Raw genomic sequence first — 25,722 nt, 5'->3', positions numbered from 1 at the left:
AATGAAAAAGCTATTCTTCTTGCTTTTTGCAACAGTAGGAACTTTTGCAATGGCGCAGGTAACCTTCAACCCAGGAATTAGAGTGGGTGCTAATTTTGCTCATTTTACAGAAGGTGACAGTTACTATACAACTTGGGAACCATATGACTACTATTATGGTAACTACGGAGAAAACCTCGACATGAAAACCAAAGTTGACTTCTACATTGGTTTCCAAGGAAATATCAGACTCGCAAAAGTCTATGCGTTACAACCAGAAATCAACTACTCTCGTCAAGGCGGAATTGTAAAAGAAACTAGCGGAACCGAACACAAACTTTCCGTTTCTTACCTATCCCTTCAGATGGTTAACAAGTTCTATTTCAATAAATTCAACATCCATGTTGCACCAACGATAGACTTCGTTGTTGACAAAGACAACTTTGTTCCAGAGAACGATGTTGATTTGGGTTTTCTTTTGGGACTAGGATACGATATTACTCCTAATTTTGGCGTTGAAGCAAGAATCAAAAAAGGGATTGTTCCTTCATTCTATAGCGGATACGATGACCACACTAACGTGCTTATCCAGACTGGCTTCTATTATACTTTTAAGATGAAATAAATGAGTGTTTTAAAAGATTTTTATAGTTTAGAAACAACAGAAAAACAAGACAACGGGAGTTATATCGCCAATATTACTCTTAACAAAGACCATGATATTTTCAAGGGTCATTTTCCGGGTAATCCGGTAACTCCCGGTGTTTGCATGATGCAGATTGTCAAAGATATTACCGAAGTTATCTTACAGAAAAAACTTTTTCTGACTTCTGCATCCAATGTAAAATTTGTAGCCATCATTAATCCTGAAGAAACACCTGATTTGAAACTCAACTTGGATATTTCGTCAACAGATGAAGTTGTAAAAGTCAAAAATGTAACTTCTTTTAACGATACTGTTGCGCTCAAAATGTCGGTCAACTACAAATTGATTTAATCAAGAAAATACTGATAATGAAGTTATTATTTGCTTTTCTAACTACAATTACGCTATTTTTTCAAGGAAACGACCTTGATGATATCAGGACGAAGTACTCAACTGCTGCTGTTTCCAAAGCTAATGCAGATGCTTTCAACAAATTGATTGCCAATTCGAGTGGGTCCACTTCGACCTATGATGGATACAAGGCGGCGGCAAAAATCATCCAAGCCAAATTTGCAGTTGGAGAAGGAAGAAAAAAGTTGATCACTGATGGAGCCAAAAATTTGGAAAATATTATAAAAGCCAATCCTAATAATGTTGAATTAAGGGTGATAAGAATGAGTATCCAAGAAGGACTTCCAAAGTTTATCAAGTACAACCAAAATATCACCGCCGATAAATCATTTATCATCAAAAACTATTCGTCTCAGAATTCGGGGCTGAAAAGTTTCATTAAAAAATATGCTTCCACATCCAAGAGTTTTACTCCAGCTGAACGCGCTTCTTTAAAATAAACATCATGACCTTGTCCGAAACGCAAAATGCGATTTTGAAGCATAAAATTGGCATCCTCATCCCAACTTACAACAACCACAAAACCCTTCGTCGAGTGATAGACGGCGTTTTGGCATACACCAATCAGGTTATTGTTGTTAATGACGGATCTACAGATACAACAGCCGAAATTTTGGCAACCTATCCACAGATTGATGTCATCAGTCTTGCACAAAATCAAGGGAAAGGTAACGCCCTCAAAATAGGATTTCAAAAAGCGCGAGAATTAGGATTTGATTACGCAATCACTATAGATTCTGACGGACAGCATTTTCCAGATGACCTTCCCGTTTTTGTGGAAGCTTTGGAAAAAGAAGGACAGGATGTATTACTCATTGGTAACCGAAATATGTCTCAAGAAGGCATCCCAAGAAAAAGCAGTTTTGGGAACAAATTTTCGAGTTTTTGGTTTTGGTTCGAAACAGGAATCAAATTAGAAGATACGCAGTCGGGATATCGGCTTTATCCGGTGAACAAAATTCCCAAAAAGTACTATACTCCCAAATTCGAATTCGAAATAGAAATCATTGTTCGCTCCGCTTGGAACGGAATTCCCGTTAAGAACATACCAGTAAAAGTTCTGTATGACCCCGAAGAAAGAGTGACCCACTTTCGCCCCTTCAAGGATTTTACAAGAATCAGCATTCTTAATACGATACTGGTACTCATTACTATTTTCTACATCGCTCCGAGAAACTTCATTAGAAATTTCAGAAAAAAAAGCTTTAGACAATTCATCCAAGAAGACGTACTGGAAAGTAAAGGAACCAATAGAAACAAAGCTGCTTCCATCGCATTGGGAGTCTTCGTTGGCCTATCTCCCTTTTGGGGATTACAGACCATGATAACGATTTCGCTGGCCGTATTATTGAAACTGAACAAGGTTTTGGCTTTCGCGTTTTCTAACATCAGCGTCCCTCCATTTATTCCTTTCATCATCGGAATTTCTTTAGCAATTGGTGGCTTTTTTCTTGGAACCGAGACCAACTTCTTCGACCAAGATATTACGATGGATTCCTTTATGGAAATAGCCAAAGAACATTTTGTGCAATACCTTATCGGTAGCTTTGTTTTGGCAACTTCGGTCTCGATTTTTTTTGGGGCAGGTTTTTACTTTTTTCTTTCTAAGCTAAGCCCAGAAAAAGAGTCATAAATATCTGAATTAAAAAATATTAACTTAATTTAAAAAATATTTTAAGCAGCGCTAAAATAAGCAATTATTGAAGCCTCCTTTTGGATTTTTTCAAATACTTTTCGACGTTTTCTCGATCTGGAACGGTTGTAATGACTTTGGTCAAAGCTTTTTCGAAATTAAATTGAGCTTTCGCATATTCCTTTTTTGAATAATAGTATTTCCCTACTTGAAAATACACCAACCAAAATTCAGGGTTAAGTTCTTGATAGCGTTGAATAAATTCATCCGAAAGCGATTCGTTATTCTCCGTTGCTTTTTCGACCTCATGACTAATTTTTCGATATTCCTCATAGTCAAAAAATGCTTTGGAATCAGCAAAAGAATCACGAGGTATATTAAAGTCTTCCTTGCTTAATGTCCCTGGAGTTGGATGTCCATCAAATATCGCATTAAGGTCGTAACAAACCATCTCTCCTAACTGATAGGGACTACTTGAAACCCAAACTAATCTTTTTTCGGGAGAAAAAATAACAGCATGATGCGCTAACAATTGATTAAGTGCTTTTTCATTTCCATATCCAATAGGTTGATTCTTCAATCCTTCTCTTTCACGAAGAATTGCTGCCATCTTAGCTGGATTTAGTTTTCCTTCCTTGTCCAACAACTCCTGAATTCGCTCATATCGATAAAGCGAATGCCCTTCTTCAATCCATTTGACATTGCGCTGGTCATTTTTGTATTTATCAGATTGAAAGTGATTGGTGCAAATTAACTTGTCTGTGTTGGGAACATCATAGACCGCAAAATCCTTTGGAGAAATCTCAATCGTAATGGCCCTCCTATCCGCTGCACTTCCTACCATAATACTCTCAGAAACAAAAACATCCCTCTGTTTCGCAATTTCAACAGCATCTTCCAAACTCTCTGCAAACTGCAAAATTTCTTTGGTCACTATCGATATTGGTGTTTTTGCAGTTAATGGAATTTTTGACTTCCCTGCATTGATGGTCACTGTAATCCCTTTTTGGTTCATTCCAGAAACCACACCAGTCATTCCGGGCCATGTGATGTACATGTACGGAATTCCCTCTTCTGGTTTTACAAACGCAACCATTTTTTCTTTAGCAAAATCATCTCCTGCATAAAAATCAAAATTTCTCCCAATCAAGAGTTGCCCATCTTCCGACTTATCGTCCCAAACTGCAACAGAAGAACATCCTACCAACATCAGATCCTGCAAAGCATGTCCAATGTCATGAGCTCCCTGAAGATAAAGATTTCTCAAAAATTTGTTGGCAACAAAATCATATTCATCCGATGAGTAGCGAGAAATTCCATAAATCTCAGCTTGAAAATCGTTTCGTATATTAAGATAGATCTTTCGGTTGTACCACTTCAAAACATTTCGTAACAACTTTTGCTTAAATTTTGAAGGAACTAAATCTTCAACTTTAGAAAAGAAAATACGTTCTTGTTTTTGCATCAAATCCTGCGTCAACGCTCCATTATTGTAGCCCAACTGAAGAGCATTTCCCGTGATATAAAGTTCTCTAAGTTGTTGTGGGTTTTTAGAAATAAAGTTCTCCTTGTAGACCGAAGTACTGTCATTAAGCTTTTTAACTTGAGGAATTTCCAAAGAATATTGGTCAATTTCTGGAAGATGCTTCAATGATTTCGAAACACCACAAGAGCAAATTATTAGCAATAAAAGGAGCCAAAAAAATAATTTTTTGTTCATTTTATCTCATTTAAGTATTCAGTTAAAGAACTGTTTTTAATCGTTCATCAATGACTTCCTTGCCTAAAATTTCGGAACAGGTTACAAATGCACCAATAGTCACTCCCAAGATTCCATGCATATTAACACTCTGTCCTGTGAGAAATAGATTACCGACTTTCGTTTTTGGAGAGATAATACTTTTTAAAGGGTTATTGCTGTCTTTGATATAACCATACATATTCCCTTGGTCGCCACCAATATAATCTCTATAAGAAAGTGGAGAAGAAGTGTAAATTTCCTTAATTGCAGAACGAATCTCTGGAAACCTACCTTCTAATTTTGTAATAAATTGGTCGGCTTTCATTTTTTTGAATTCCTCATAAGCATTTCCACGATCTCCTTTGTCTGCGACTGTATTTCTGGTATTTTCCCATTCGGAAACCTCATCGAAATTCATATAGGTTATCGCAGTAAGACTTTCTGCAAATGCTGGATTTTTTTTGTTCTGCACGCAAGAAAGCATATATCGATCTGGCCAAATATTATTCTTGTCGAAGACATAAGTATCCCAAACCAAGTCAGCTTTATCATAGAAATAATGATTGTAGTTGAAATATGGGATCGCTTCGGGTTTTAGAACGATATAAACGCTAAAACACGAACTTGTCGGCTGTAAATCCGCTACCCTATTAAGAAAAGATTTCTTGAATTGACTATGACCAGCCAATTGAAGTGTTGTTTTGACATCTATATTCGAAATAAACTTCTTTGCGTGATACTTTTTCTTATTTTTTGTTTTGACAGATCTTAACTGATTATCTCCATCAAAGCCAAACTCGGTTACCTCCGTATGCTTATGTATTTCTACATCGTACTTGCGCAATTCTCTAATGAGCATTTTCGAAATCTGACTACCTCCATCAATGCATTTATAAGAACTCTGAATGTAGGAATTGATCGTTAAAGCATGTACATAAAGTGGAGTCTTTTCTGCAATTCCCGCATAAAGAAAATTAGAGCCATACAAAACATCTTGAAGCCTTTTGTTAGGAGTAATTTCTTTGATAAAATCTGCTGCATTAATATACAACAAATCATCATCATAACGGTCTGCTCCTATCAAATTATATCTTGGAAACTTATTGCAAACAGCTTGAATTTCTTTCACATAACGTTCTAAATTCTCACGCTCTTCTGGAAAAAACTTTGCTAATTGTTCCACAAAATTATCGTAGCCTTGGGAGTGAGGATATTCTATCGCATCATCTCCGAACGTAATTCGGTCAAATCCTATATCCTCAAGCTTTTTAAGCTTGAGCTTGTCCATAATTCCCAAATAAGTGAAGTATTGGTTGAGATTTTGTCCTTCAGCAAGTCCACCAATATAATGCACTCCTGTATCGAAAATCATTTTATCTCGGGAAAAAGTCTGTAGATTTCCACCGAATTGATTATTCTTTTCAAGTACACAAACGCTAAATCCTTCCTTTGCAAGAATTACTGCCGACACCAATCCACCAAGTCCGCTTCCAATTACTACTATGTCAAATTCTTTTGTCACTTAAAAAGATTGTATTACCCAAAAATAGGGATTTTTTGATTGATAATTCACTTTATCAAGGTCAATTTAATACTTAGAAGATATCGAAATTATATTCTATGCATTACGATTTATCACTATGGTGATCTACTTGGTCCCAAAAATCAAAATAGTTAAACCACTGCAAAGGATACAATTGTAGCATGCTCTCAAGATTCTCTGTATATGATTTCAGAAGTCCTTGAGCATCACGATGCTTTACTTCGGTTATCCTTGCAAACAAATGATAATGAAGCTTGGGTTCCTTCATAACGTAAACAAATGCTACTGGTACATTTAGCCGTGAAGCAATAAGAAAAGGACCTGCAGGAAATTTAGCAGACTGACCTAATAGTTTTTCTTCTAAAAATTTGGAACCTTCAAAGTAGCGATCTCCTGTGAAACAAATCAACTCATTTTCAGAAAGAGCTCTGTTAATCTCAAAAATATGAGACATATCGTCTTTGATAAAAATAAACTTTATTGTACTTTTTTTATCAGAAACACTTTCTAAATATTCCTTAATAACGCTATGCTCCAAATCTGTTGTCACCAAATTGATTTGATAATCAAAGTCTATTTCCGCGAAAAAACGCTCTGCAATTTCAAAATTACCGATGTGCGCACTGATAAGAACTCCTCCTTTTTTGTCAGCCATCATTTTTTTGAGATTTTCAATCCCATCGAATTCATACGTAAAACGGTTTCTCAACCCCGATGAAATGGCTGTTTTGTCAATGATGGTCTTCCCAAAAACCAAATAATTTTGAAACAAAGCTCGTTTGGACTTCCAATAACTCCAACCCAAACGCTTTCTAAAATAATAAAAAGGATATCTGTTGCTCTTGGTCAGGAATAAAAAGTAATAAGAAGCAACAAAGTATAAAATTGAATAAGCAGCTCTGACTCCGACATTTTTAATAAAAAAAACAAAAATCTTATATCCTACTAATGTTCCCCTCGATTTTCCACTCCATTTTGCCATGGTATAAATTTTTAAAAGGACGGTAAGAATATAAGATTTTTGCTTGTGAATAAAGTAGATGAATTAAGCCTCTACCTTTTCTGCTACTTTTTGCTCGATTGCATTATAAAAATCATCAAATGTGACCATTGCTTTGAAGTCGGCTTCTCCTAACTTCACACCGAAATTACTCTCGATGACCACTACAAGGTCAATATAGTCCAAGCTATCTAACCCCAAAGTTTCTTTCAGAGGTGCATCATTCTTAATTTCCGCTGCATCTACCTCGAACTCATTAACCAGAAAATCATTTACAATCGAAATAATATTTCCTCTTTCCATAAAAATATCGTGTTTTATTTGTCAAATTTTTTAACTATTAAAGCGGAGTTAGTTCCACCAAACCCAAAGGAATTCGACAAAAATACGTCAATTTTTTGACTTTTGGTTTGAGTGATCAGATTTATTTTTTTTGCATCGTCGTCTGGATTCTCCAAATTAATATTGGGAGCGACAAAATCATTTTGCATCATCAAAATCGAGTAAATCACTTCACTTGCTCCAGCCATCCAACACTCATGACCCGTCATGGATTTTGTAGAACTCACTGGAACTTCACCTCCAAAAATTCGATAAATTGCCTGAGCTTCGTTGGCGTCTCCAATTGGTGTCGAAGTCGCGTGAGCATTGATATAATCAATATCTTCAGGTTTCATTTTAGCGCTTTCCAAACAGCGTTCCATCGCAAGAGCTGGTCCATCAACGTTAGGAGTAGAAATATGTCCTCCATTAGAAGAAAAGCCATAACCCATAATCTCGGCAATAATCGGAACTCCCCTTCTCATAGCGCTTTCATAGCTTTCAACGATCAAAGTTGCTGCTCCTCCACTTGGAATCAATCCATCTCGACCTGCATCAAAAGGCCTTGAAGCTTTTTCGGGCTCGCTTTCCTTCAAAGAAAAAACGCCTAATCCGTCAAAACTCGCCATTCCATATTTATTGGTCTCCTGAGCTCCTCCTGCAACAACTATATCCTGAAGTCCATTTTTAATCATTAAGTAAGCTAATCCCAAAGAATGCGAACCGCTTGCACAAGCTGCACTAACAGTGATATTGATTCCTCTCAACTTAAAAATAGTTGAAAGATTCATAGTTACAGTAGAATTCATGGATTTGAAAATCGCACCAGAACCCATCAATGTAGTATCTTTCTTTTCTCTTACAATGTCCGTTGCTTCAATAATCGCCTGAGAAACACTGTCGTTACCATAAAAAATACCTACTTCATTATGATCCAAAAAGTCTTGGTCAATGCCCGCACTCTTGAAAGCATCCAAAGTTGCCATATACGCGTACTCGCTCTCCTCACCCATGCTAATTCGCTGTCTCCGATTAAGAAGATTCTTCAAATCGGGTTTTGGAACAGTTGCTGTTAATCCAGAACGAAATCCAAAGTCTTTTCTTTCTTGACTAAAAACAATCCCTGATTTTCCTTTAAAAAGCGATTCCTTTACCTCATCCAAACTAAGTCCAAGGCAAGAGTAAATTCCCATTCCGGTGATAACTACCCTATTCTCCATTTTTTGTTATGAATAAATTCCTCCGTTGATATTAATAACTTCTCCAGTAATATACGAAGATTTTCTCGAAGCCAAGAAAGCAACCAAATCAGCTACCTCTTCTGCCTCTCCAAAACGATTAGCAGGAATCATCGCTTTCAATTCATCTTCATTAAATTCTTGTGTCATATCGGTTTTGATAAAACCTGGAGCCACTGCGTTAACCGTAATATTTCTTTTTGCAACTTCTTGAGCAAGTGCCTTAGTTGCGCCAATCAAAGCTGCTTTAGCTGCAGAATAATTAGTTTGCCCAGGTGTTCCCTTCAAACCAGATACAGATACCATGTTAATAATCCTACCATATTTATTACGCAACATTTTCTGAATGAAAAAATTAGTCACATTGAAAAAACCATTAAGACTGGTATTAATAACCGAATTCCAATCTTCTGATTTCATCCACATAAACAATCCATCTCTGGTGATTCCAGCATTATTAACAACAATTTCCACTAAAGAATCAGGATTATCTGATTGCCATTTTTCTAATACAGCTGTCGTCTCTTCCATATTAGAAACGTCAAACTTTAGAATTTCACCTGACGCTCCCAATGCTTTAACTTGCTCCAATGTTTCTTTGGCAGCAGTTTCATTAGAAGTATAATTAATAAGCAAATGATAATTACCTTCTTCTGCCAACTTAATACAAATAGCTCTTCCAATTCCTCTGGAACCTCCAGTGATTATCGCACACTTCATAGTACGTAATTTTTAATTAAATAATTCTTGACTTTTTCAACAAAAGGATACATAATCAAATCCTCTTTGAAAGGAGGAACGATTTCACGGATATCATTATAAAGCTCCTTCGTAGAAGTCGAAATCTTATCTTGAAAATTCATCACTTCTATGGCCTGAACCACAGTAATCAACTCAATCGCTAATACTTCGTACGCATTGTCAACCACCTTCTCACAAATAACCGCCGCATTAGTCCCCATGCTCACAATATCCTGGTTGTCATTATTATTAGGAATACTATGAATGTACATCGAAGTAGAAAGAGTTTGATTTTCTGCTGTTGTAGAGACTGCCGTAAACTGTACTCCTTGCATCCCAAAATTGAATCCTAATCGACCCAAATTAACAAATGGAGGAAGAATCTCATTGATTTTAGAGTTCATGAGATAGTTCAATTGTCTTTCGGCAAGCATCGTAAGACGAGTCACCACCAATTTCAGCTTGTCCATTTCCAAAGAAACATAATCACCATGGAAATTACCTCCGTGATAAACGTGTTCTTCTTCTGGGATAATAATTGGATTATCATTCGCAGAATTAATCTCGTCTTCTAAGATCCTTTCGGAAAATTCTAAAGTATCCAAAACAGGACCCAAAATTTGAGGAACACATCTCAAAGAGTAATATTCCTGAACTTTATCTTTAAAAATTTCTTCCTTAGTTTCACTATTATATAAGTGGTCTTCCCTTTTACGGATTAATTGACTGTCTGATAGATATTGACGCATCTTTTCCGCAATTTTTTGCTGACCATCATGCTTTTTGGTAGCATTGAGAGAAAATGAAAAATGGTCATCGTAAGCTTGAACAATCTCGTTAATCGCACAAGAAAGCCTCACAGAAACATCTATTAACTTCTTAGTATTATAAGTATTAAGAATTCCGATTCCTGACATTACGGATGTCCCGTTCATCAAGCTGATTCCTTCTCGAAGATGCACTTTAATGGGCTGAAGATTTTCGATTTCAAAAACTTCTGAAGTTGGTCTGCGATCTCCTTTGTAGAAAACTTCACCTTCACCAATAAGAACTAAAGCCAAGTGCGCCAACTGAACCAAATCACCACTCGCACCCACACCTCCATGTTCGAAAATAAGAGGGGTAATATCTCTATTAATCAATTCTTTCAATAAGATAATAACCGAAGGATGCACTGCAGATTTCCCCTGAGAAAGCGTATTAAGCCTCGCCAACATGGCAGCTTTTGCAGCTTTTGGTTTTAGCGGAGTTCCCACTCCTGAAGAGTGACTCCGTATTAAATTATATTGTAATTGATTTTTGTCTTCTTCCGGTATTCTATATTGCGCCATTGGACCGAAACCCGTATTGACTCCATAAATTACTTTCTGTTTTGAAAACTCCTGTAAAAATTGAAAACTTTTCTCAACTTTCTCAATTATAGAATTATCCAATTCTATTTTTTCATTTTTAAAAATCACGTCCTGAAAGTCCCCGATTTTTAAATTACTGACTAATATCATTAAATTTTGATTAAAAAAAGTAAAAACCTACAACAAATCAATTATTTTGTAACTAATTTTGCAACAAAGATATTAAAAAAAACATTTAATTATGAATGATGAATATTGTGATGTTCTTGTGATAGGAGCTGGTCCTTCTGGCTGCGTTTCATCTTCTTACCTCCATAACAATGGAGTCAGAGTAAAAGTGGTAGAAAAAGCAAAATTTCCACGTTTTGTTATTGGCGAAAGTCTAATTCCTAGAGTAATGGACCATTTCGATGAAGCTGGTCTTTTTAATGCATTGGATAGCCAAGGATTTGAGAAAAAGTTTGGAGCTCGTTTTATAAGAGGTAACGAAATTTGCTTATTCGATTTCAGTGATAAATTTGGAGAAGGTTGGGATTGGACATGGCAAGTTCCACGTGATGATTTCGATAATGTGATGGCTCAAGAAGTCGTTAAGAAAGGAATTGATATCGAATTCGAAACTGAAGTAACGGATATCCAATTCAATGGTTCTGACTCTATTACAACAGTTAAGGATAAAGATGGGAACACCAAAAAAATTCATGCAAAATTTGTAATTGACAGTAGTGGTTACGGAAGAGTTCTTCCAAGGCTTCTCGATTTAGAAAAACCTTCAAAATTAGATCCTCACTCTTCTATTTTTACGCATGTGAAGGACATCAACAGAGAAGAAGGAGTAGAAGGAACACAGATTTCTTTTGATATTTTGGAAACTCAAGTTTGGCTTTGGGTAATTCCGTTTTCTAATGGAAATACCAGCGTTGGAATCGTAGGGCCAACAGAATGGATTAACAAATTATCTGAAAATGGGGATACTACAGAAGCGTTGAGAAATGCCATTGCCAAATCAGATTATTACGTAAAACGTTTTGGCGACGTAGATTTCTTATTCGAGCCGAAACGTTTGACCAATTACTCTTGTGCTGTTAAACAACTTTATGGAGATGGCTATGCACTGACAGGAAATGCATCCGAATTCCTTGACCCTGTTTTCTCCTCTGGAATGGCTTTCGCGACAGAAAGCGGAATGCTTGCTGCAAAACTTGCTGCAAAACAACTAAAAGGAGAATCAGTAGATTGGGAAAAAGAATATTCTGAATATATTCTTTCTGGTGTTAAGGTTTTCACGACTTATGTTCAGGAATGGTACACTGGAAATTTACAAAAACTGTTCTTCCACCAACCTGAAAACCCAGATATTAAACAAAAAATATGCGCTGTATTAGCAGGTTATGTTTGGAACAAAGACAATCCATTCGTCAAAAAACATGAACATGTTATTCGAAATCTTGCTTCGTTAATTGAAGCTGATGGAAAGATAGAACTATAAAGAAATATTATATAAAAAAACAGAAGGCGGTTCAATTTGACCGCCTTTTTTATTTCCTTATTTCTCTTGATACAAATTTTCCAAGCGCTTGATAGGCGCCAGCAATCCTTCCATATTCCATCACAAATTGATCATTCTTCACATATTCATCAAATTCCTTCATTTCAATTTCAGTTACCACAACTGTAGGATCATCCGTTTTCACCACCCTAAGCATGCCACTAAGTTTGGCTTCTTGACCAAACAGTCCAGCATCCCAACCAGGAAACACCCATTTTGTGTCAACAATTATAGTGTAGTTGGAGTGAATACCTTTTGAGAATTTAATATTCTTAGAAGATTTACTCAATCCCTTTAAGAAATAATTTAAGTACTCTTCAGTCTTGTACTTCTCCCATTCTGCATTCCACTTCAACCACCCCTGCTCTCCCCTTTTAGGATTCTCTATCAAATCTTTTTTTCTTCGAGCAAGATACTCTGCTTCGGAATAATTATCCTTCAAAAACAAAACATTGTCAAAATTAACCTCAATATTAACTTCACTTTGGCTTTTCAAAATGTTAAAATCTCCTTTAACAAATATTACTTGGGGGTTCACTTCCTGAGCCATTAAAAACACGCTCATTGCAAGCAGAAAACTAAACGCTAATTTTTTCATATTTTATTTTTTAGTGAATTACGAATTTCCACCTTTCCAAATAAAATCCAAAACCGAATTATATGTTAAAAATCATGCTTTATCTCAAATCCACAAAGTTAATCGGTTTGCGACTTTTGGGATCGAAAACTTCTTTCATTAATTCATCTTTGGGGTATAATTCGATTTTCGGACTTACTCTCAATTTTGCTCGGAATCGGTCTTTGACTTCTTTCAAAAATTCGTCAGTGTCGTTTTCGGAACTTATCTTAACCAAAATTTCATCCGTCCCAATATCATTGCTTTTAATAACAATTTGATAAAATAAAATTTCACTGAAACCATTCAAAATATCGTTCATTGCAGGAGGATAAAGGGTGGTTCCTTTATATTTAATCATATGTTTTTTTCGACCCACAATCGGTCCTAACCTCATCGTTGTCCGTCCACATTCGCAAGGTTCATAATGCGCTTTCACCATGTCTCCGGTTTTAAAACGAAGCAAAGGCAAAGCTTCAACGCCCAAAGTCGTAATCACCAATTCTCCGTTTTCTCCCTCTGATACAGGTTTTTCTTCATCATCCAAAATTTCCGCGATAATCAATTCAGGATGGTGATGACCTCCCTTTTGATGTTCGCATTCAGGAAAAGCAGTGCTCATTTCCGTCGAAGCATAAGTAGAAAACAATTGAATATCCCATTTTTCTTCAATCTTTCTTGCCAACTCCGAATGCGAAAAATCTTGATTCCTCAAACTTTCTCCAATACAAATAGCACCATAAACGGATGTATTTTTATAATCAATCCCGTGATTTTCAGCGTATTCAATCATTTTTAAAAGAAAAGATGGTACTGTAACTAAAAATTTCGGTTGATACCTTAAGATGGAATCCCATTGCAATTCAGGAATTCCAGGTCCCATTCTGATAACACTGGCTCCCAATTTTCGGAGTCCAAGGAAATAAGCCAAACCGGCCATAAAACGCTTGTCGATGGTCGTCATCATCTGAACCAAATCTCCTTCTTTAATCCCCGAACAAGCGAAAGAAATTGCCTCGTTGTAAGACAATCGTTCTAAATCACCATCGGAAAGACCAAAAGTAACTGGGTCACCTAAAGTTCCCGAAGTGGTACTGTAATCGACAATTTTTGATTTGGGAATACAAAAGAAATCATCATTGTATTTTTGCAAATCTTCTTTTGAAGTCGTTGGAATTTTTTGCACATCTTCAAGGCTGTTAATTTTTTGAATATTAATCTGATGCTTCTCAAAAAGATTTTGATAAAACTTAGAATTCTGCTGAAGATATACCAACAGTTCTTTCAGCTTCTGTTCTTGAACTTTTTTTATTTCATCAATAGATGCAAACTCAATAGCGGGTTTCAGTGACAATGTTATGCTTTTTTGTTATTTCAAAAGTACAATTTTTATTGAAAACATTCATTTCGATATTCAAGAAAACATTCACAAAACAATATGAAATCGCACCTCAAAAGATATAGTAAAAAACAAAAAATTTAACTTCAATATTTCGCGCAAATTCCGTATATTCGCAAACTTATTTAACGAAAAAAATATTTTTGAATCGACTGAAAATGAAGAAGTTCACAGAATATAAAAATCTCAATCTTACTGCTGTTGCAGATAACGTTTCAAAATTTTGGAACGAAAACCAAACTTTTAAAAAATCTGTTGAAATCCGTAAAGGACAACCAGAATTTGTTTTCTATGAAGGACCACCTTCCGCAAACGGAATGCCGGGAATTCATCACGTTATGGCAAGAGCGATTAAAGATATTTTTTGCCGTTTCCAAACTCAAAATGGGAAGCAAGTTTTCCGTAAAGCAGGTTGGGACACGCATGGTCTTCCTGTAGAATTGGGTGTTGAAAAGGAATTAGGCATCACCAAAGAAGATATCGGTAAAAAAATTACCATTGAAGAGTATAACGAAGCTTGTCGTAATGCAGTAATGCGATACACAGACGTTTGGAACGACCTTACCGAAAAAATCGGATATTGGGTAGATTTGCAACATCCATACATCACCTACGAACCAAAATATATGGAAACTGTTTGGTGGTTATTGAAGCAGTTGTACGACAAAAATTTGTTGTATAAAGGTTATACCATTCAACCATATTCTCCAAAAGCAGGAACAGGATTGTCTTCTCACGAATTGAACCAACCTGGAACGTACAGAGACGTTTCTGATACGACCATCGTTGCTCAGTTTAAAGTTAAAAAATTGTCCGAAAGTCTCGCGTCTCGAATCTCGAATCTTGAATCTAATTTGAGCATTCTCGCTTGGACGACCACTCCTTGGACTTTGCCATCTAACACGGCTTTAGCTGTTGGTAGAGACATCGAATATGTTTTAGTGAAGACTTTCAATCAGTATACGTTTGAACCGATTAATATTATTTTGGCAAGAGTTCTTTTAGCGAAGAATTTTGGTAAAAAATATGCAGAAGGAACTGATGAAGACTTTGCAAACTATACTTCTGAAAGCAAAACCATTCCTTATCAAATTTTAGCTGAATTTACAGGAGAGCAATTGGCTGGAACTGAATATGAACAGTTAATTCCTTGGTTTTTACCTGCGGAAAATCCTGAATCTGCATTCCGCGTGATTGTTGGTGATTTTGTAACCACAGAAGACGGAACCGGAATCGTACACATTGCGCCAACTTTTGGTGCGGACGATGCTCGTGTTGCTAAAGAGAATGGAATTCCGCCAATGTTGGTGAAAGATGTTAATGATAATTTGGTGCCTTTGGTGGACCTTCAAGGTAAATTTATTGAAGGGGAAAACGTTCCTGAATTATTCAGTGGGAAATACATCAAAAACGAATATTACGATGATGGAACTGCACCTGAAAAATCTTGGGATGTAGAATTAGCCATTCTTTTAAAGACTGAAAACAAAGCCTTTAAGGTAGAAAAATACGTTCACAGCTATCCACATTGTTGGAGAACGGACAAACCTGTTTTATATTATCCTTTGGATTCTTGGTTTGTAAAAATGACCGCTGTTAGAGAGCGTTTGGTGAATTTAAATAAAGAAATCAACTGGAAGCCAAAATCAACTGGAGAAGGTCGTTTTGCGAATTGGTTAGAAAATGTGAACGATTGGAATCTTTCTCGTTCTCGTTATTGGGGAATTCCATTGCCAATCTGGAGAACAGACGATTTGAAAGAAGAAATAATCATCGGTTCGGTTGAAGAATTAAAGAATGAAATTGAAAAATCGATTTCAGCTGGTTTGATGACTGAAAATCCATTCCAAAATTTTGAAGTGGGGAACATGTCTGAAGAAAACTACGCTCAGATTGATTTACACAAAAATATTGCAGATGCGATTGTTTTGGTTTCCGAGTCTGGAAAACCAATGAAGCGTGAAAGCGACCTGATTGACGTATGGTTCGACTCAGGTTCAATGCCTTATGCACAATTGCATTATCCTTTCGAAAACAAGGAATTGATTGACCAAAACAAAGCTTTCCCTGCAGATTTTATCGCAGAAGGTGTTGACCAAACTCGTGGTTGGTTCTATACACTTCACGCAATTGGAACAACAGTTTTCGATTCCGTTGCTTATAAAAATGTGGTTTCTAATGGTTTAGTTTTGGACAAAAACGGTCAAAAAATGTCCAAACGTTTGGGGAACGCAGTGGACCCATTTGAAACTTTAGCGATTTATGGTCCCGATGCAACACGTTGGTATATGATTTCCAACGCGAATCCTTGGGAAAATTTGAAATTCGATTTAGAAGGAATTGATGAAGTGAGAAGAAAATTCTTCGGAACACTTTACAACACCTACTCTTTCTTCGCTTTGTACGCCAATGTTGACGGATTTAAATATGAAGAAAAAGACGTTGAAAACAGACCAGAAATCGACCGTTGGATTTTATCTGAATTAAATTTATTGATAAAAGACGTCAAAGCATTCTACGAAGATTACGAACCTACGAAAGTCGCAAGAGCCATCAATACTTTTGTGAATGACAACTTAAGTAACTGGTATGTAAGATTATGTAGAAGACGTTTCTGGAAAGGCGATTATTCTGAAGATAAAATTTCAGCTTACCAAACACTTTATACTTGTTTGGAAACCGTTGCGAAATTATCTGCTCCAATTGCACCGTTCTTTATGGACCAATTGTATCAGGATTTGAACTCAGCGACTGGAAAAGAAAATGCAGAATCCGTTCATTTGACCGACTTCCCTGTTGCAGACGAAAGCAAAATTGACCAAGATTTGCTGGACAAAACGCATTTGGCTCAACAATTGACTTCAATGGTATTCTCTTTAAGAAAGAAAGAAAACATCAAGGTTCGTCAACCGCTTCAAAAAGTGATGATTCCGGTGATGGACAAGAAAACGCAAGAGCAAATCTTAGCCGTTTCGGAATTAATCAAACAAGAAGTGAACGTCAAAGAATTGGATTTAATTGATGCCGAAGAAGCTTCACATTTAATTGTAAAACAAATCAAGCCTAATTTCAAAACTTTAGGTTCAAGATTAGGAAAAGATATGAAAATGGTGGCTGGAGAAATTCAAAATTTCACTTCAGAACAAATTTCAGCGTTAGAAAAAGAAGGCACCGCTACAATTTCGGGTTATGAAATTTCGTTAGATGATGTAGAGATTTCAACAAAAGACATCCCAGGTTGGACAGTAGCAAGCGAAGGAAAACTGACGGTTGCTTTGGATTTAACCATTACCGACGAACTAAAATCTGAAGGTATCGCGAGAGAATTCATCAATAGAATTCAGAACCTTAGAAAAGAAAAAGATTTTGATCTAACTGATAGAATATCAATTAGTTTAGAAGAGAGCTGTCCATTTAAACAAGAACTTATTAACAATAGTCAATATATATCTTCGGAAGTCTTGTCAAATGGAATAGAATTTGTAAATTCACTACCGATTTTTAACGAAATCGAGATTGATGAAGAAAAATTTAAAGTAAACATTGACAAAATTTGAGAATCTGAAAATGAGCCCATTTGAGAATGGCTAAAAAATAAATAGTTTTCAAATTTTGAATTAAAAAATTTTCAAATTAAAAACACTATGGCAGACGACAGACAAAGGTACAGTGATGCTGACTTGAAGGAATTCAAAGAATTGATTCAACAAAAAATAGAAAAAGCAGAAAAGGATTTGGCGATGATTAACGAAAACTTCGTTAATGACCAAAACAATGGAACCGATGACACTTCACCAACCTTCAAAGCATTTGAAGAAGGTGCTGAAACTTTAAGCAAGGAACAAAATGCAATTCTTGCTGGAAGACAGGAAAAATTTATCCGTGACCTCAAGCATGCGCTTATCCGTATCGAAAACAAAACTTACGGAGTATGTAGAGTTACAGGAAAATTAATTCCTAAAGAGAGATTGAAAGCTGTTCCTCATGCAACATTGAGCATTGAGGCTAAGAATATGCAACGATAAATTGTACGATGTACAAAATAAAATGTACAAAGTATAGTGTATTTTCATCCGAATTACATTGTACTTTGTACATTTTACATTTTATTTAAAAAGATGGAAACGATACTTATTATTGGAGCTGTAATTGTTATTTTTGCCTTTTTCTTCAGAAAAGAGATCAAAGAAAAAATATCGCCAGACAAAACCAGAAATTATACCATCGATGACCGATACAACTCCCAAAAAAGAGAAAGAGAAAAGGAGATTGATGCGATACTTGACAAGATGGGACCTAAAGGATTAGACGACCTCAGCGAAAAAGACCGAAGAAGATTGGACGAACTTTCGAGGAAATAAATATATAGATACAAGAAACGAGAAACGAGAAACGAGACAATTAGTAGTCAAAATTAAATAATTCGGTACTTTTAACATTGTGCATTTCACAAAAACAAAGAAAAATATGGAATCTATCATAGTACATCCGAAAAATCAAATGGAACTTAGCGCTCTGAAAAGTACGCTAAAAGAAATGGGTATTAAGTTCGAAAAATTTCACACTCGTAACGCAAAACCACCCCAGAAAAAAGACTTCAAACCTACCGTTAAGAAGTCCACCAAACCTTTCAAATCAAAAGATTAGTTTCAAACATTTGTACTTTGTACATTTTACTTTTTACAAGAAAATGAAAAAAATAGCTTTAGTAACTTTTATCATCCTATTGATTGACCAACTTTCGAAAATCTATGTCAAAACCCATTTTCAACTTGGAGAAAGCATTCCTATTTTGGGACAAGATTGGGCAAGATTAACCTTTGTTGAAAATCCTGGAATGGCCTATGGATTTCAGTTTGGAGGATTGATTGGAAAGTACTTTTTAGTGATTGTAAGAATCATATTAATTGGTGGAATGATTTACCTTTTCCGTAAGTGGATCAAAGAAGGTCAAACCTCAAATTATCTACTAATTCCAATGGCAATGATTTTTTCGGGAGCAATTGGAAATTTACTGGACGGAATGTTCTACGGACTCATTTTCGACAGTGGAACAGTCTATGATCCAGAAGTTAATCAATGGATTGGTTATGGCGGACTTTCAAAATTTGTTGCTTTCGGAGAAGGATACTCGCATTTTATGAAAGGCTGTGTTGTGGATATGCTCCATTTCCCAATGGTGGATTGGTATGTTCCCGAAAGTTGGCCAATCATTGGAGGAAAACATTTGGAGTTCTTCAAATATATTTTCAATGTAGCTGACTCTTCTATCACGGTTGGTGCTGTTTTGCTCTTTATTTTTAGAAAAAAGGCGTTTCCTAATGGATTTGATTTATAATCTAAGAATCTTTTACTCCCTGAAACTAAATTCTTGATCAACCTTAATCAGTAATAGAAAGAATCAATTTGATAATTTCCTCTTGTCATTTATATTTGCAGAAAATTCTTTATGGTAAAAGAGAATTATTCAAAAAAACTACTTTCTTTTCTTGCAACTGAAAAAAGAGATATATTAAACATTTATTTCTACGCCATTCTAAGTGGTTTAGTAAGTTTATCCGTTCCTTTAGGCATACAGGCTATTATCAACTACGCTTTTGGAGCAACAATGGCCACCTCAATATATGTTTTGATTGGGCTGGTTGCTTTAGGTACATTTCTATCAGGCCATTTCCAAGTTAGGGTAATGGAAATTATTGAAAAAATCCAGCAGAAGATTTTTGTTCAATATGCCCTTGCAATTGCAGAAAAATTACCCAAAATTGAACTAACTAGTGCCCATCAATACTATTTACCAGAATTAGTTAACCGATTTTTTGATACCCAAAACTTACAAAAAGGTGTTTCTAAAATATTATTAGATCTTCCTGTTGCTCTTATCCAAATTATATTTGGTTTGCTCTTACTTTCGTTTTACCATCCATACTTTATAGTTTTTTCTATTTTTATACTCCTTATTGTGTTGGTCATTTTTAACATAACCAAAGATCAAGGTATTGCGACAAGCTTAGAAGAAAGTGACCAAAAGTATGCAGTTGCAGCTTGGCTTGAAGACATTTCCCGCGACATCAAAAGTTTCAAAATCAATGCATTTCTTCAAACCCATACAGAAGAAACCGATAGAAAATTACTAGGCTACATTAATTTTAGAACAGCTCATTTCAAAATTTTAATGTTACAATACAGAGCTATTATCTTCTTCAAAGTAACGATCACGGTGATTATGTTGCTTTTGGGAACATACCTACTTATTAATCAAAAAATAAACATAGGTGCTTTTATTGCAACAGAAATCGTAGTTCTTACAATTATGACCGCGGTAGAGAAATTAATCAAAAGTTTAGAAAAATACTATGATGTTATCACTTCTCTTACCAAGCTATCCAAAATTTTGGATATGAAAGAGGAAACATCAGGAAGTATTATTCCAGACAATGAACAGAACGGATTTGCTGTAGAATTACAAAACGTAAAATTTGGTTTCGACGAAAGCCAACCTTTGCTCAATGGTCTTAGCTTCTACATTCCCCGCAACCAAATTACACTTGTTAAAGGAAAACAAGGATCTGGAAAATCTTTGCTGATGAATATTATTTCGGGATTATATAAACCATTTTCCGGGACTATATTTCTGGATGACATCCCATTACAGAATTTCCAAAAATCTCAACTCAGAAAATACATTGGTCTTTATACAGAGGATTTAGAACTTGTCAATGGCAATGTTTTGGACAATATTAATATGGGAGACACCCAGATTAAAACTCAAGAAATAATAGAAATATCAAAAAACTTAGGTATAGATAATTTTTCGGGGTTATTTACAGATGGTTTTTTAACCAGTATAAAAGCTTCGGATAGAAGATTGTCTTACACAACCAAAAAATTAATTTTACTTTTAAGAGCTTTGGTCGGCAACAAACGAATTTTAGTTCTACAAGATCCGTTAGAAGGCTTTAATGAAGATATAAAAGAGCAAATAAAGAGTTATTTAAGTCAATTATCTGCAAGCAGGACGATTATTATTATTGGTAAGGCCAATGATTATTCTGGAATTTACGATACTGTTTTCGAATTGAAGGATGGAAATATCAAAAAACTGTAATTTCTTACTCATGTACACTCAATACAAATCATATCAAACCATTTACAAAATCAACCAAAAAACAAACGTTAAGTTTATGTTTTGGTTATTTTTAGCATTTGTAACTGTCGGGTTATTTCTTCCTTGGACTCAAAACATTAAGACAAAAGGACAAATAACCACTCTTTATCAGGAACAGCGTCCACAAGCTCTTAACTCACCTATTCCAGGTAAAATCGTAAAGTGGTATGTAAAAAACGGCGACCAAGTAAAAAAAGGAGATACCATACTTCAAATTTCCGAAATTAAAGAAGATTATATGGATCCTCAATTGGTAGAACGAACCGAACAACAAGTTGAAGCCAAAAAAAATATGAGGGATTATTATTCTTCAAAGATTTCTACCACGAATAACCAAGCTGTAGCCCTTAACAAAGCAAAGGATTTAAAGATAACTCAACTTCAAAATAAAGTTAACCAACTACAAAGCAAGCTAAAAGCTGAACAATCTGAATTACAAGCTATTAACAACGAATTGAAATTAGCTAAAGATCAATACGATCGCCAAACCAAGATGTATAACGAAGGCTTGGTCTCTCTCACCCAACTTCAGCAACGAAGTGTTGCCTATCAAAATATTAACGCTAAGAAAATAGGTGCAGAAAACAAAATCCTTGTTACGCAACAAGAAATTCTAAACAATAATATTGAGCAAAGCTCTGTATTACAAGAATACACAGAAAAAATAAACAAAATAGAAGGTGATAGGTATAGCAATTTATCTTCTGTTGCAGGTAGTGATGCCGAAATTGCAAAATTGCAAAACCAAGTAACCAATTATAAAGTGAGACGCGGTTTGTATTATATTATTGCTTCACAGGATGGGCAGGTCATCAATATCAGTAAGGCAGGGATCGGAGAAATATTAAAAGATGGAGAAGCTATTGCCACTGTTGTTCCTGACAAGGCACAATACGTTTCTGAAATCTATATAAAACCAGTAGATTTACCTTTGATAAAACCCGGACAAAAAATTATTTTCACATTCGATGGTTATCCATCAATTGTGTTTTCCGGATGGCCCAACTCAAGTTACGGAACTTTTTCTGGTAAAGTTCTGGTAGTAGAGAAAAATATTAGTAACAATGGTTACTTCAAAGCAATTGTCTTAGAGGATCCATCTCACAAACCTTGGCCAAAATCTATACGCATTGGGACGGCGACCCATGGTATTGCTATTCTTAACGACGTCCCTGTTTGGTACGAAATCTGGAGAAACATCAACGGTTTTCCACCTGATTATTACGAAGTAAAAGAAGATCAAACTAAAAAAGATGAACAGAAAAAATAACCCTAAAATCTGGTGCATAACTTTTTTATTGCTAATGCCTTGGTTTTCTGCACAAACAATTTTTTCGCAACAAGAGTTTCTAGCAACCGTTAGAAAATTCCATCCCATTATAAAACAAGCGAATCTTCAAAATCAGATCGCCAAAAACCAAATACAAGCCTCAAAAGGAAGCCTCGATCCTGTAATTTCAGGTAAAGTAGGAGAAAAAGTAATTGGAGGAACAGAGTACTATACCGAAAAAAGGATCGGCATTGAAATTCCAACTTGGTACGGTGTTACTTTGCTAGGTAACATCAATGATTTGGATGGTAAAAAACTCAATAATAGTGATACCAAAGGGAATATTCAACAGCTTGGAATAGAGATTCCTTTAGCAAAAGGTTTACTTTTCGATAAGAGAAGAGCTACAATTCAGCAAGCCCAAGTTTTTTCAAAAATGACTGAAAACGAGCAAAATTTACTTATCAACGATTTGATGTTAGAAGCTCATAATTCCTATATTGATTGGTGGAAAACCTATGAGGTTTTGAAGATTAATGAAAATGCCTACAAAGGTAATCTCGCAAGATTAAAAATGATACGCCGTGCCTACGAACTTGGCGAAAGACCAGCTATTGATACAACAGAAGCATTAGCTCAGGTTCAGCTTTTTGAATTGAAAGTGAATGAGGCAAAGACAGGTTTTAAAAACGCTACCTTAGATCTTTCTGTTTTTTTATGGACCGATGAAAACACTTTGGTACAAATTCCGGAGGAGATAATCCCTGAAACAGTACTCACATTGCCAGAGTTACCATTGGACAATCAAATTCCCGAAAACCATTTCGCTTTACAGTATTACAGAAATAAACAGAAATTTTTGGAAATCGAAAAAAAAGTTAAATTTCAAAGCTTACTTCCAAAATTAGATTTCACTTATAATTTTATTCGAAAAGATAACTGGCAATTTACGCCTCTTTTTCAAGATGATTTCCAATATGGCTTAAAATTGGAAGTCCCAATTTTTATGCGAACCGAAAGAGCAGATTACCAAAATACTAAGCTCAAAATACAACAGAATGAGTTAGATTTTTTACAAAAAGAAAACGAGTTAAATCTTAAACTACTACAATATCAAAATTTGTTTGAAAATTATAAATACCAGACGGAACTGACCGAAAAAAACATTACATTGTACGAGCAGTTACTCAATGGCGAAAATATACGCTTCATGAATGGAGATGGTTCGGTATTTCTAATTAATTCGCGCGAACTAAAATTATTAGAAGGGCAAGAAAAAAATATTGAAATAAAGGCAAAGCAAATCCAAACCTACAATAAAATTCGTTGGGTTAAAAACGATTGGCCTTCTTCATTTTAAAAAAACACAATATGAGGACTAAAAATCTAATTTTAAAAAGAATAATATTACCAATGGTAATATTTATAGGGCTTTGTGCCTTATTCGTTATTTGGTCAAATTTTACAATAGAAAAGAACACAAAAGATAAAGTTTTTGATAACATTTCTTTAGTTCCGAGCCAAAAAGTGGGTTTGCTTTTGGGAACTTCCAAATTGTTAAGCAACGGAACTACAATTAATCAATACTACTCCAATAGAATTGATGCTACAGCTGAACTTTACAAAGCGGGTAAAATAAAATACGTTATCGTAAGTGGCGACAACAGTGTAAAAAGTTACAACGAAACCGAAGACATGAAATTCTCGCTTATGGACAAAGGTATCCCCGAGGATCATATTTTTGAAGATTTTGCAGGATTCCGAACTTTGGATTCCGTGGTTCGCGCAAAAGAAATTTTCGGACAAAACGAAATTATTATCATTTCTCAGAAATTCCATAACGAAAGAGCCATCTTTCTTGCTCAAAAAAACGGAATTGAGGCCTATGGCTACAATGCAAAAGATGTAAGCAAAATGTATGGTTTCAAAACCAATCTCCGCGAAAAGATTGCAAGAGCCAAAGTCTTTATCGATTTATTTTTCGGCGTGGATCCAAAGTTTGGGGGTGAGAAGGTGGTGATACCGTAAAACTTTTATCGCTTCTATGGCTGAAAAATTTTCTTTTCCTTATTTTTGTCAAACAAATTTTAGAAAATCTAAAATCTAAAATCTAAAATCTAAAATCTGAATGTCCAGAATACTTACCGGAATACAAGCTACAGGAACACCTCACTTAGGAAATCTTTTGGGAGCCATTATTCCCGCCATCGAATTATCTAAAAATCCAGAAAACGAATCGTTCTTGTTTATTGCCAATATGCATTCTTTAACTCAAATTAAGAATGCAGAAGAACTAAAGCAAAACACGTACGAGATTGCAGCAGCTTGGTTAGCTTGCGGTTTGGACACAGAAAAAACCTATTTCTATAGACAAAGTGATATTCCAGAAGTTACGGAGCTTTCTTGGTATTTATCGTGCTTTTTTCCTTACCAAAGGTTGACATTGGCTCATTCTTTTAAAGACAAAGCTGACCGTTTGCAAGACGTTAATGCAGGACTTTTCACATATCCAATTTTAATGGCAGCAGATATTTTGTTGTATGATGCAGAAATTGTCCCTGTTGGGAAAGACCAATTACAACACTTGGAAATGGCAAGAGATATGGGATCGAGATTCAATAATCAGATGGGAGAAGTTTTTGTCCTTCCAGAGGCTGAATTGCAGAAAGACACCATGTATGTTCCAGGAATTGATGGTCAAAAAATGTCAAAATCCAGAGGAAACATTATCAATATTTTTCTTCCTGAAAAACAGTTGAAAAAACAAGTAATGTCCATTGAAACCGATTCTACTCCATTGGAAGAACCAAAAAATCCAGATACTGATAAAGTGTTTGCGATTTATTCTTTAATTGCTACTCCTGAACAAACTGAAAAAATGCGTCAGAATTATTTAGGTGGTAATTACGGATATGGTCATGCTAAAAAAGAATTGTTGGAATTGATTTTGGAACGATTCAAAACGGAAAGAGAAAAGTTTGATTACTATATGAACAATCTTGCTGAATTAGAAACTAAACTTCAAGAAGGAGCAATCAAAACCAGAAAAATTGCTTCCGAAACCTTGAAAAGAACAAGAGAAAGCCTCGGAATGTAAATCACAAAACAAAACCCTTTC

The 25,722-nt window shown here is 35.4% G+C and carries 24 protein-coding genes; 15 read left to right on the top strand and 9 right to left on the bottom strand.

The window, feature by feature from the left end; all coding sequences use genetic code 11:
• Position 1 precedes the first annotated feature (1 nt).
• From AC4AGG_RS01170 to AC4AGG_RS01155, 4 genes are read left to right on the top strand one after another with little or no spacing between them, the layout of a single operon-like run.
• Entirely contained in the window at positions 2-604 is a 603-nt protein-coding gene (locus AC4AGG_RS01170; protein ID WP_489770136.1) for an outer membrane beta-barrel protein, read from the top strand.
• On the top strand, positions 605-976 hold the full coding sequence (locus AC4AGG_RS01165) for an ApeI family dehydratase (RefSeq protein WP_489770135.1): 372 nt from the start codon (positions 605-607) through the stop codon (positions 974-976).
• A 17-nt stretch (positions 977-993) separates the two neighbouring features.
• The gene (locus tag AC4AGG_RS01160; RefSeq protein ID WP_489770134.1) at positions 994-1,476 is read left to right on the top strand and encodes a hypothetical protein; all 483 of its coding nucleotides are present in this window, start codon (positions 994-996) and stop codon (positions 1,474-1,476) included.
• Between the two features lie 5 nt (positions 1,477-1,481).
• The gene (locus AC4AGG_RS01155; protein ID WP_489770133.1) at positions 1,482-2,669 is read left to right on the top strand and encodes a DUF2062 domain-containing protein; all 1,188 of its coding nucleotides are present in this window, start codon (positions 1,482-1,484) and stop codon (positions 2,667-2,669) included.
• 64 nt (positions 2,670-2,733) lie between these two features.
• On the opposite strand, the gene AC4AGG_RS01150 is transcribed toward AC4AGG_RS01155, so the two are convergent.
• The 7 genes from AC4AGG_RS01150 to flxA form a co-directional block, all read right to left on the bottom strand.
• Positions 2,734-4,389 carry a C45 family autoproteolytic acyltransferase/hydrolase gene (locus AC4AGG_RS01150; protein ID WP_489770132.1) on the bottom strand — a complete coding sequence of 552 codons (1,656 nt, stop codon included), beginning with the start codon at positions 4,387-4,389 and terminating at the stop codon, positions 2,734-2,736.
• A 22-nt stretch (positions 4,390-4,411) separates the two neighbouring features.
• The gene (locus AC4AGG_RS01145) at positions 4,412-5,932 is read right to left on the bottom strand and encodes a phytoene desaturase family protein (RefSeq protein ID WP_489770131.1); all 1,521 of its coding nucleotides are present in this window, start codon (positions 5,930-5,932) and stop codon (positions 4,412-4,414) included.
• Between the two features lie 103 nt (positions 5,933-6,035).
• Positions 6,036-6,935 carry a lysophospholipid acyltransferase family protein gene (locus tag AC4AGG_RS01140; RefSeq protein ID WP_489770130.1) on the bottom strand — a complete coding sequence of 300 codons (900 nt, stop codon included), beginning with the start codon at positions 6,933-6,935 and terminating at the stop codon, positions 6,036-6,038.
• A 63-nt stretch (positions 6,936-6,998) separates the two neighbouring features.
• Positions 6,999-7,256 carry a phosphopantetheine-binding protein gene (locus tag AC4AGG_RS01135; protein WP_489770129.1) on the bottom strand — a complete coding sequence of 86 codons (258 nt, stop codon included), beginning with the start codon at positions 7,254-7,256 and terminating at the stop codon, positions 6,999-7,001.
• 14 nt (positions 7,257-7,270) lie between these two features.
• Positions 7,271-8,494, bottom strand: coding sequence for a beta-ketoacyl-[acyl-carrier-protein] synthase family protein (locus tag AC4AGG_RS01130; protein ID WP_489770128.1), 1,224 nt, complete (start codon positions 8,492-8,494; stop codon positions 7,271-7,273).
• 6 nt (positions 8,495-8,500) lie between these two features.
• Positions 8,501-9,232, bottom strand: coding sequence for a flexirubin biosynthesis SDR family reductase FlxB (flxB, locus tag AC4AGG_RS01125; protein WP_489770127.1), 732 nt, complete (start codon positions 9,230-9,232; stop codon positions 8,501-8,503).
• Positions 9,229-10,755, bottom strand: a complete 1,527-nt coding sequence (gene flxA, locus AC4AGG_RS01120; protein WP_489770126.1) for a flexirubin biosynthesis tyrosine ammonia-lyase FlxA — start codon at positions 10,753-10,755, stop codon at positions 9,229-9,231. Before flxA ends, flxB begins: the two co-directional genes overlap by 4 nt.
• A 91-nt stretch (positions 10,756-10,846) precedes the next feature.
• Here flxA and AC4AGG_RS01115 point away from each other — a divergent pair, with 91 nt between their 5' ends.
• On the top strand, positions 10,847-12,094 hold the full coding sequence (locus tag AC4AGG_RS01115) for an NAD(P)/FAD-dependent oxidoreductase (RefSeq protein ID WP_489770125.1): 1,248 nt from the start codon (positions 10,847-10,849) through the stop codon (positions 12,092-12,094).
• Between the two features lie 49 nt (positions 12,095-12,143).
• Here AC4AGG_RS01115 and AC4AGG_RS01110 read toward each other — a convergent pair whose 3' ends face one another.
• A complete protein-coding gene (locus AC4AGG_RS01110; protein ID WP_489770124.1) occupies positions 12,144-12,752 on the bottom strand; it encodes a hypothetical protein in 609 nt (202 codons plus the stop codon).
• A gap of 79 nt (positions 12,753-12,831) precedes the next feature.
• Positions 12,832-14,118, bottom strand: a complete 1,287-nt coding sequence (gene flxY / locus AC4AGG_RS01105) for a flexirubin biosynthesis putative acyl-CoA ligase FlxY (protein ID WP_489770162.1) — start codon at positions 14,116-14,118, stop codon at positions 12,832-12,834.
• A 209-nt stretch (positions 14,119-14,327) separates the two neighbouring features.
• On the opposite strand from flxY, the gene ileS reads away from it, so the two are divergent.
• From ileS to trpS, 10 genes are all read left to right on the top strand, one after another.
• The gene (gene ileS, locus AC4AGG_RS01100; protein ID WP_489770123.1) at positions 14,328-17,726 is read left to right on the top strand and encodes an isoleucine--tRNA ligase; all 3,399 of its coding nucleotides are present in this window, start codon (positions 14,328-14,330) and stop codon (positions 17,724-17,726) included.
• A gap of 87 nt (positions 17,727-17,813) precedes the next feature.
• Positions 17,814-18,194, top strand: coding sequence for a TraR/DksA family transcriptional regulator (locus tag AC4AGG_RS01095; RefSeq protein ID WP_489770122.1), 381 nt, complete (start codon positions 17,814-17,816; stop codon positions 18,192-18,194).
• 93 nt (positions 18,195-18,287) lie between these two features.
• Positions 18,288-18,530: a DUF6576 domain-containing protein gene (locus tag AC4AGG_RS01090; protein ID WP_489770121.1), complete on the top strand. Its 243-nt coding sequence runs from the start codon at positions 18,288-18,290 to the stop codon at positions 18,528-18,530.
• Between the two features lie 106 nt (positions 18,531-18,636).
• Complete coding sequence (locus AC4AGG_RS01085; RefSeq protein ID WP_489770120.1) at positions 18,637-18,816, top strand: DUF2683 family protein; 180 nt, start codon at positions 18,637-18,639, stop codon at positions 18,814-18,816.
• A gap of 43 nt (positions 18,817-18,859) precedes the next feature.
• Positions 18,860-19,507, top strand: coding sequence for a lipoprotein signal peptidase (locus AC4AGG_RS01080; protein WP_489770119.1), 648 nt, complete (start codon positions 18,860-18,862; stop codon positions 19,505-19,507).
• 111 nt (positions 19,508-19,618) lie between these two features.
• Complete coding sequence (locus tag AC4AGG_RS01075) at positions 19,619-21,274, top strand: peptidase domain-containing ABC transporter (RefSeq protein ID WP_489770118.1); 1,656 nt, start codon at positions 19,619-19,621, stop codon at positions 21,272-21,274.
• Positions 21,275-21,350: 76 nt separating this feature from the next.
• Complete coding sequence (locus tag AC4AGG_RS01070) at positions 21,351-22,604, top strand: HlyD family secretion protein (protein ID WP_489770117.1); 1,254 nt, start codon at positions 21,351-21,353, stop codon at positions 22,602-22,604.
• Positions 22,588-23,964 carry a TolC family protein gene (locus AC4AGG_RS01065; protein ID WP_489770116.1) on the top strand — a complete coding sequence of 459 codons (1,377 nt, stop codon included), beginning with the start codon at positions 22,588-22,590 and terminating at the stop codon, positions 23,962-23,964. The genes AC4AGG_RS01070 and AC4AGG_RS01065 overlap by 17 nt, the downstream gene beginning before the upstream one ends.
• A 53-nt stretch (positions 23,965-24,017) precedes the next feature.
• Positions 24,018-24,632 (top strand): SanA/YdcF family protein, encoded by a 615-nt coding sequence (locus AC4AGG_RS01060; protein ID WP_489770115.1) that lies wholly within the window; start codon positions 24,018-24,020, stop codon positions 24,630-24,632.
• Between the two features lie 100 nt (positions 24,633-24,732).
• The gene (gene trpS, locus AC4AGG_RS01055) at positions 24,733-25,701 is read left to right on the top strand and encodes a tryptophan--tRNA ligase (protein WP_489770114.1); all 969 of its coding nucleotides are present in this window, start codon (positions 24,733-24,735) and stop codon (positions 25,699-25,701) included.
• The last annotated feature ends 21 nt before the right edge of the window (positions 25,702-25,722 follow it).

It is taken from the genome of Chryseobacterium sp. CG10_8 (assembly GCF_058117085.1).
Note: the sequence above shows the minus strand (reverse complement) of the source record. Positions and strands in the feature narration are given on the sequence as shown.

Coding starts and splice junctions, on each gene's coding strand:
- AC4AGG_RS01170 (WP_489770136.1), top strand. CDS start 2: ATGAAAAAGCTATTCTTCTTGCTTTTTGCAACAGTAGGAACTTTTGCA.
- AC4AGG_RS01165 (WP_489770135.1), top strand. CDS start 605: ATGAGTGTTTTAAAAGATTTTTATAGTTTAGAAACAACAGAAAAACAA.
- AC4AGG_RS01160 (WP_489770134.1), top strand. CDS start 994: ATGAAGTTATTATTTGCTTTTCTAACTACAATTACGCTATTTTTTCAA.
- AC4AGG_RS01155 (WP_489770133.1), top strand. CDS start 1,482: ATGACCTTGTCCGAAACGCAAAATGCGATTTTGAAGCATAAAATTGGC.
- AC4AGG_RS01150 (WP_489770132.1), bottom strand. CDS start 4,389: ATGAACAAAAAATTATTTTTTTGGCTCCTTTTATTGCTAATAATTTGC.
- AC4AGG_RS01140 (WP_489770130.1), bottom strand. CDS start 6,935: ATGGCAAAATGGAGTGGAAAATCGAGGGGAACATTAGTAGGATATAAG.
- AC4AGG_RS01135 (WP_489770129.1), bottom strand. CDS start 7,256: ATGGAAAGAGGAAATATTATTTCGATTGTAAATGATTTTCTGGTTAAT.
- AC4AGG_RS01130 (WP_489770128.1), bottom strand. CDS start 8,494: ATGGAGAATAGGGTAGTTATCACCGGAATGGGAATTTACTCTTGCCTT.
- flxB (WP_489770127.1), bottom strand. CDS start 9,232: ATGAAGTGTGCGATAATCACTGGAGGTTCCAGAGGAATTGGAAGAGCT.
- flxA (WP_489770126.1), bottom strand. CDS start 10,755: ATGATATTAGTCAGTAATTTAAAAATCGGGGACTTTCAGGACGTGATT.
- AC4AGG_RS01115 (WP_489770125.1), top strand. CDS start 10,847: ATGAATGATGAATATTGTGATGTTCTTGTGATAGGAGCTGGTCCTTCT.
- AC4AGG_RS01110 (WP_489770124.1), bottom strand. CDS start 12,752: ATGAAAAAATTAGCGTTTAGTTTTCTGCTTGCAATGAGCGTGTTTTTA.
- ileS (WP_489770123.1), top strand. CDS start 14,328: ATGAAGAAGTTCACAGAATATAAAAATCTCAATCTTACTGCTGTTGCA.
- AC4AGG_RS01095 (WP_489770122.1), top strand. CDS start 17,814: ATGGCAGACGACAGACAAAGGTACAGTGATGCTGACTTGAAGGAATTC.
- AC4AGG_RS01090 (WP_489770121.1), top strand. CDS start 18,288: ATGGAAACGATACTTATTATTGGAGCTGTAATTGTTATTTTTGCCTTT.
- AC4AGG_RS01085 (WP_489770120.1), top strand. CDS start 18,637: ATGGAATCTATCATAGTACATCCGAAAAATCAAATGGAACTTAGCGCT.
- AC4AGG_RS01080 (WP_489770119.1), top strand. CDS start 18,860: ATGAAAAAAATAGCTTTAGTAACTTTTATCATCCTATTGATTGACCAA.
- AC4AGG_RS01075 (WP_489770118.1), top strand. CDS start 19,619: ATGGTAAAAGAGAATTATTCAAAAAAACTACTTTCTTTTCTTGCAACT.
- AC4AGG_RS01070 (WP_489770117.1), top strand. CDS start 21,351: ATGTTTTGGTTATTTTTAGCATTTGTAACTGTCGGGTTATTTCTTCCT.
- AC4AGG_RS01065 (WP_489770116.1), top strand. CDS start 22,588: ATGAACAGAAAAAATAACCCTAAAATCTGGTGCATAACTTTTTTATTG.
- AC4AGG_RS01060 (WP_489770115.1), top strand. CDS start 24,018: ATGGTAATATTTATAGGGCTTTGTGCCTTATTCGTTATTTGGTCAAAT.
- trpS (WP_489770114.1), top strand. CDS start 24,733: ATGTCCAGAATACTTACCGGAATACAAGCTACAGGAACACCTCACTTA.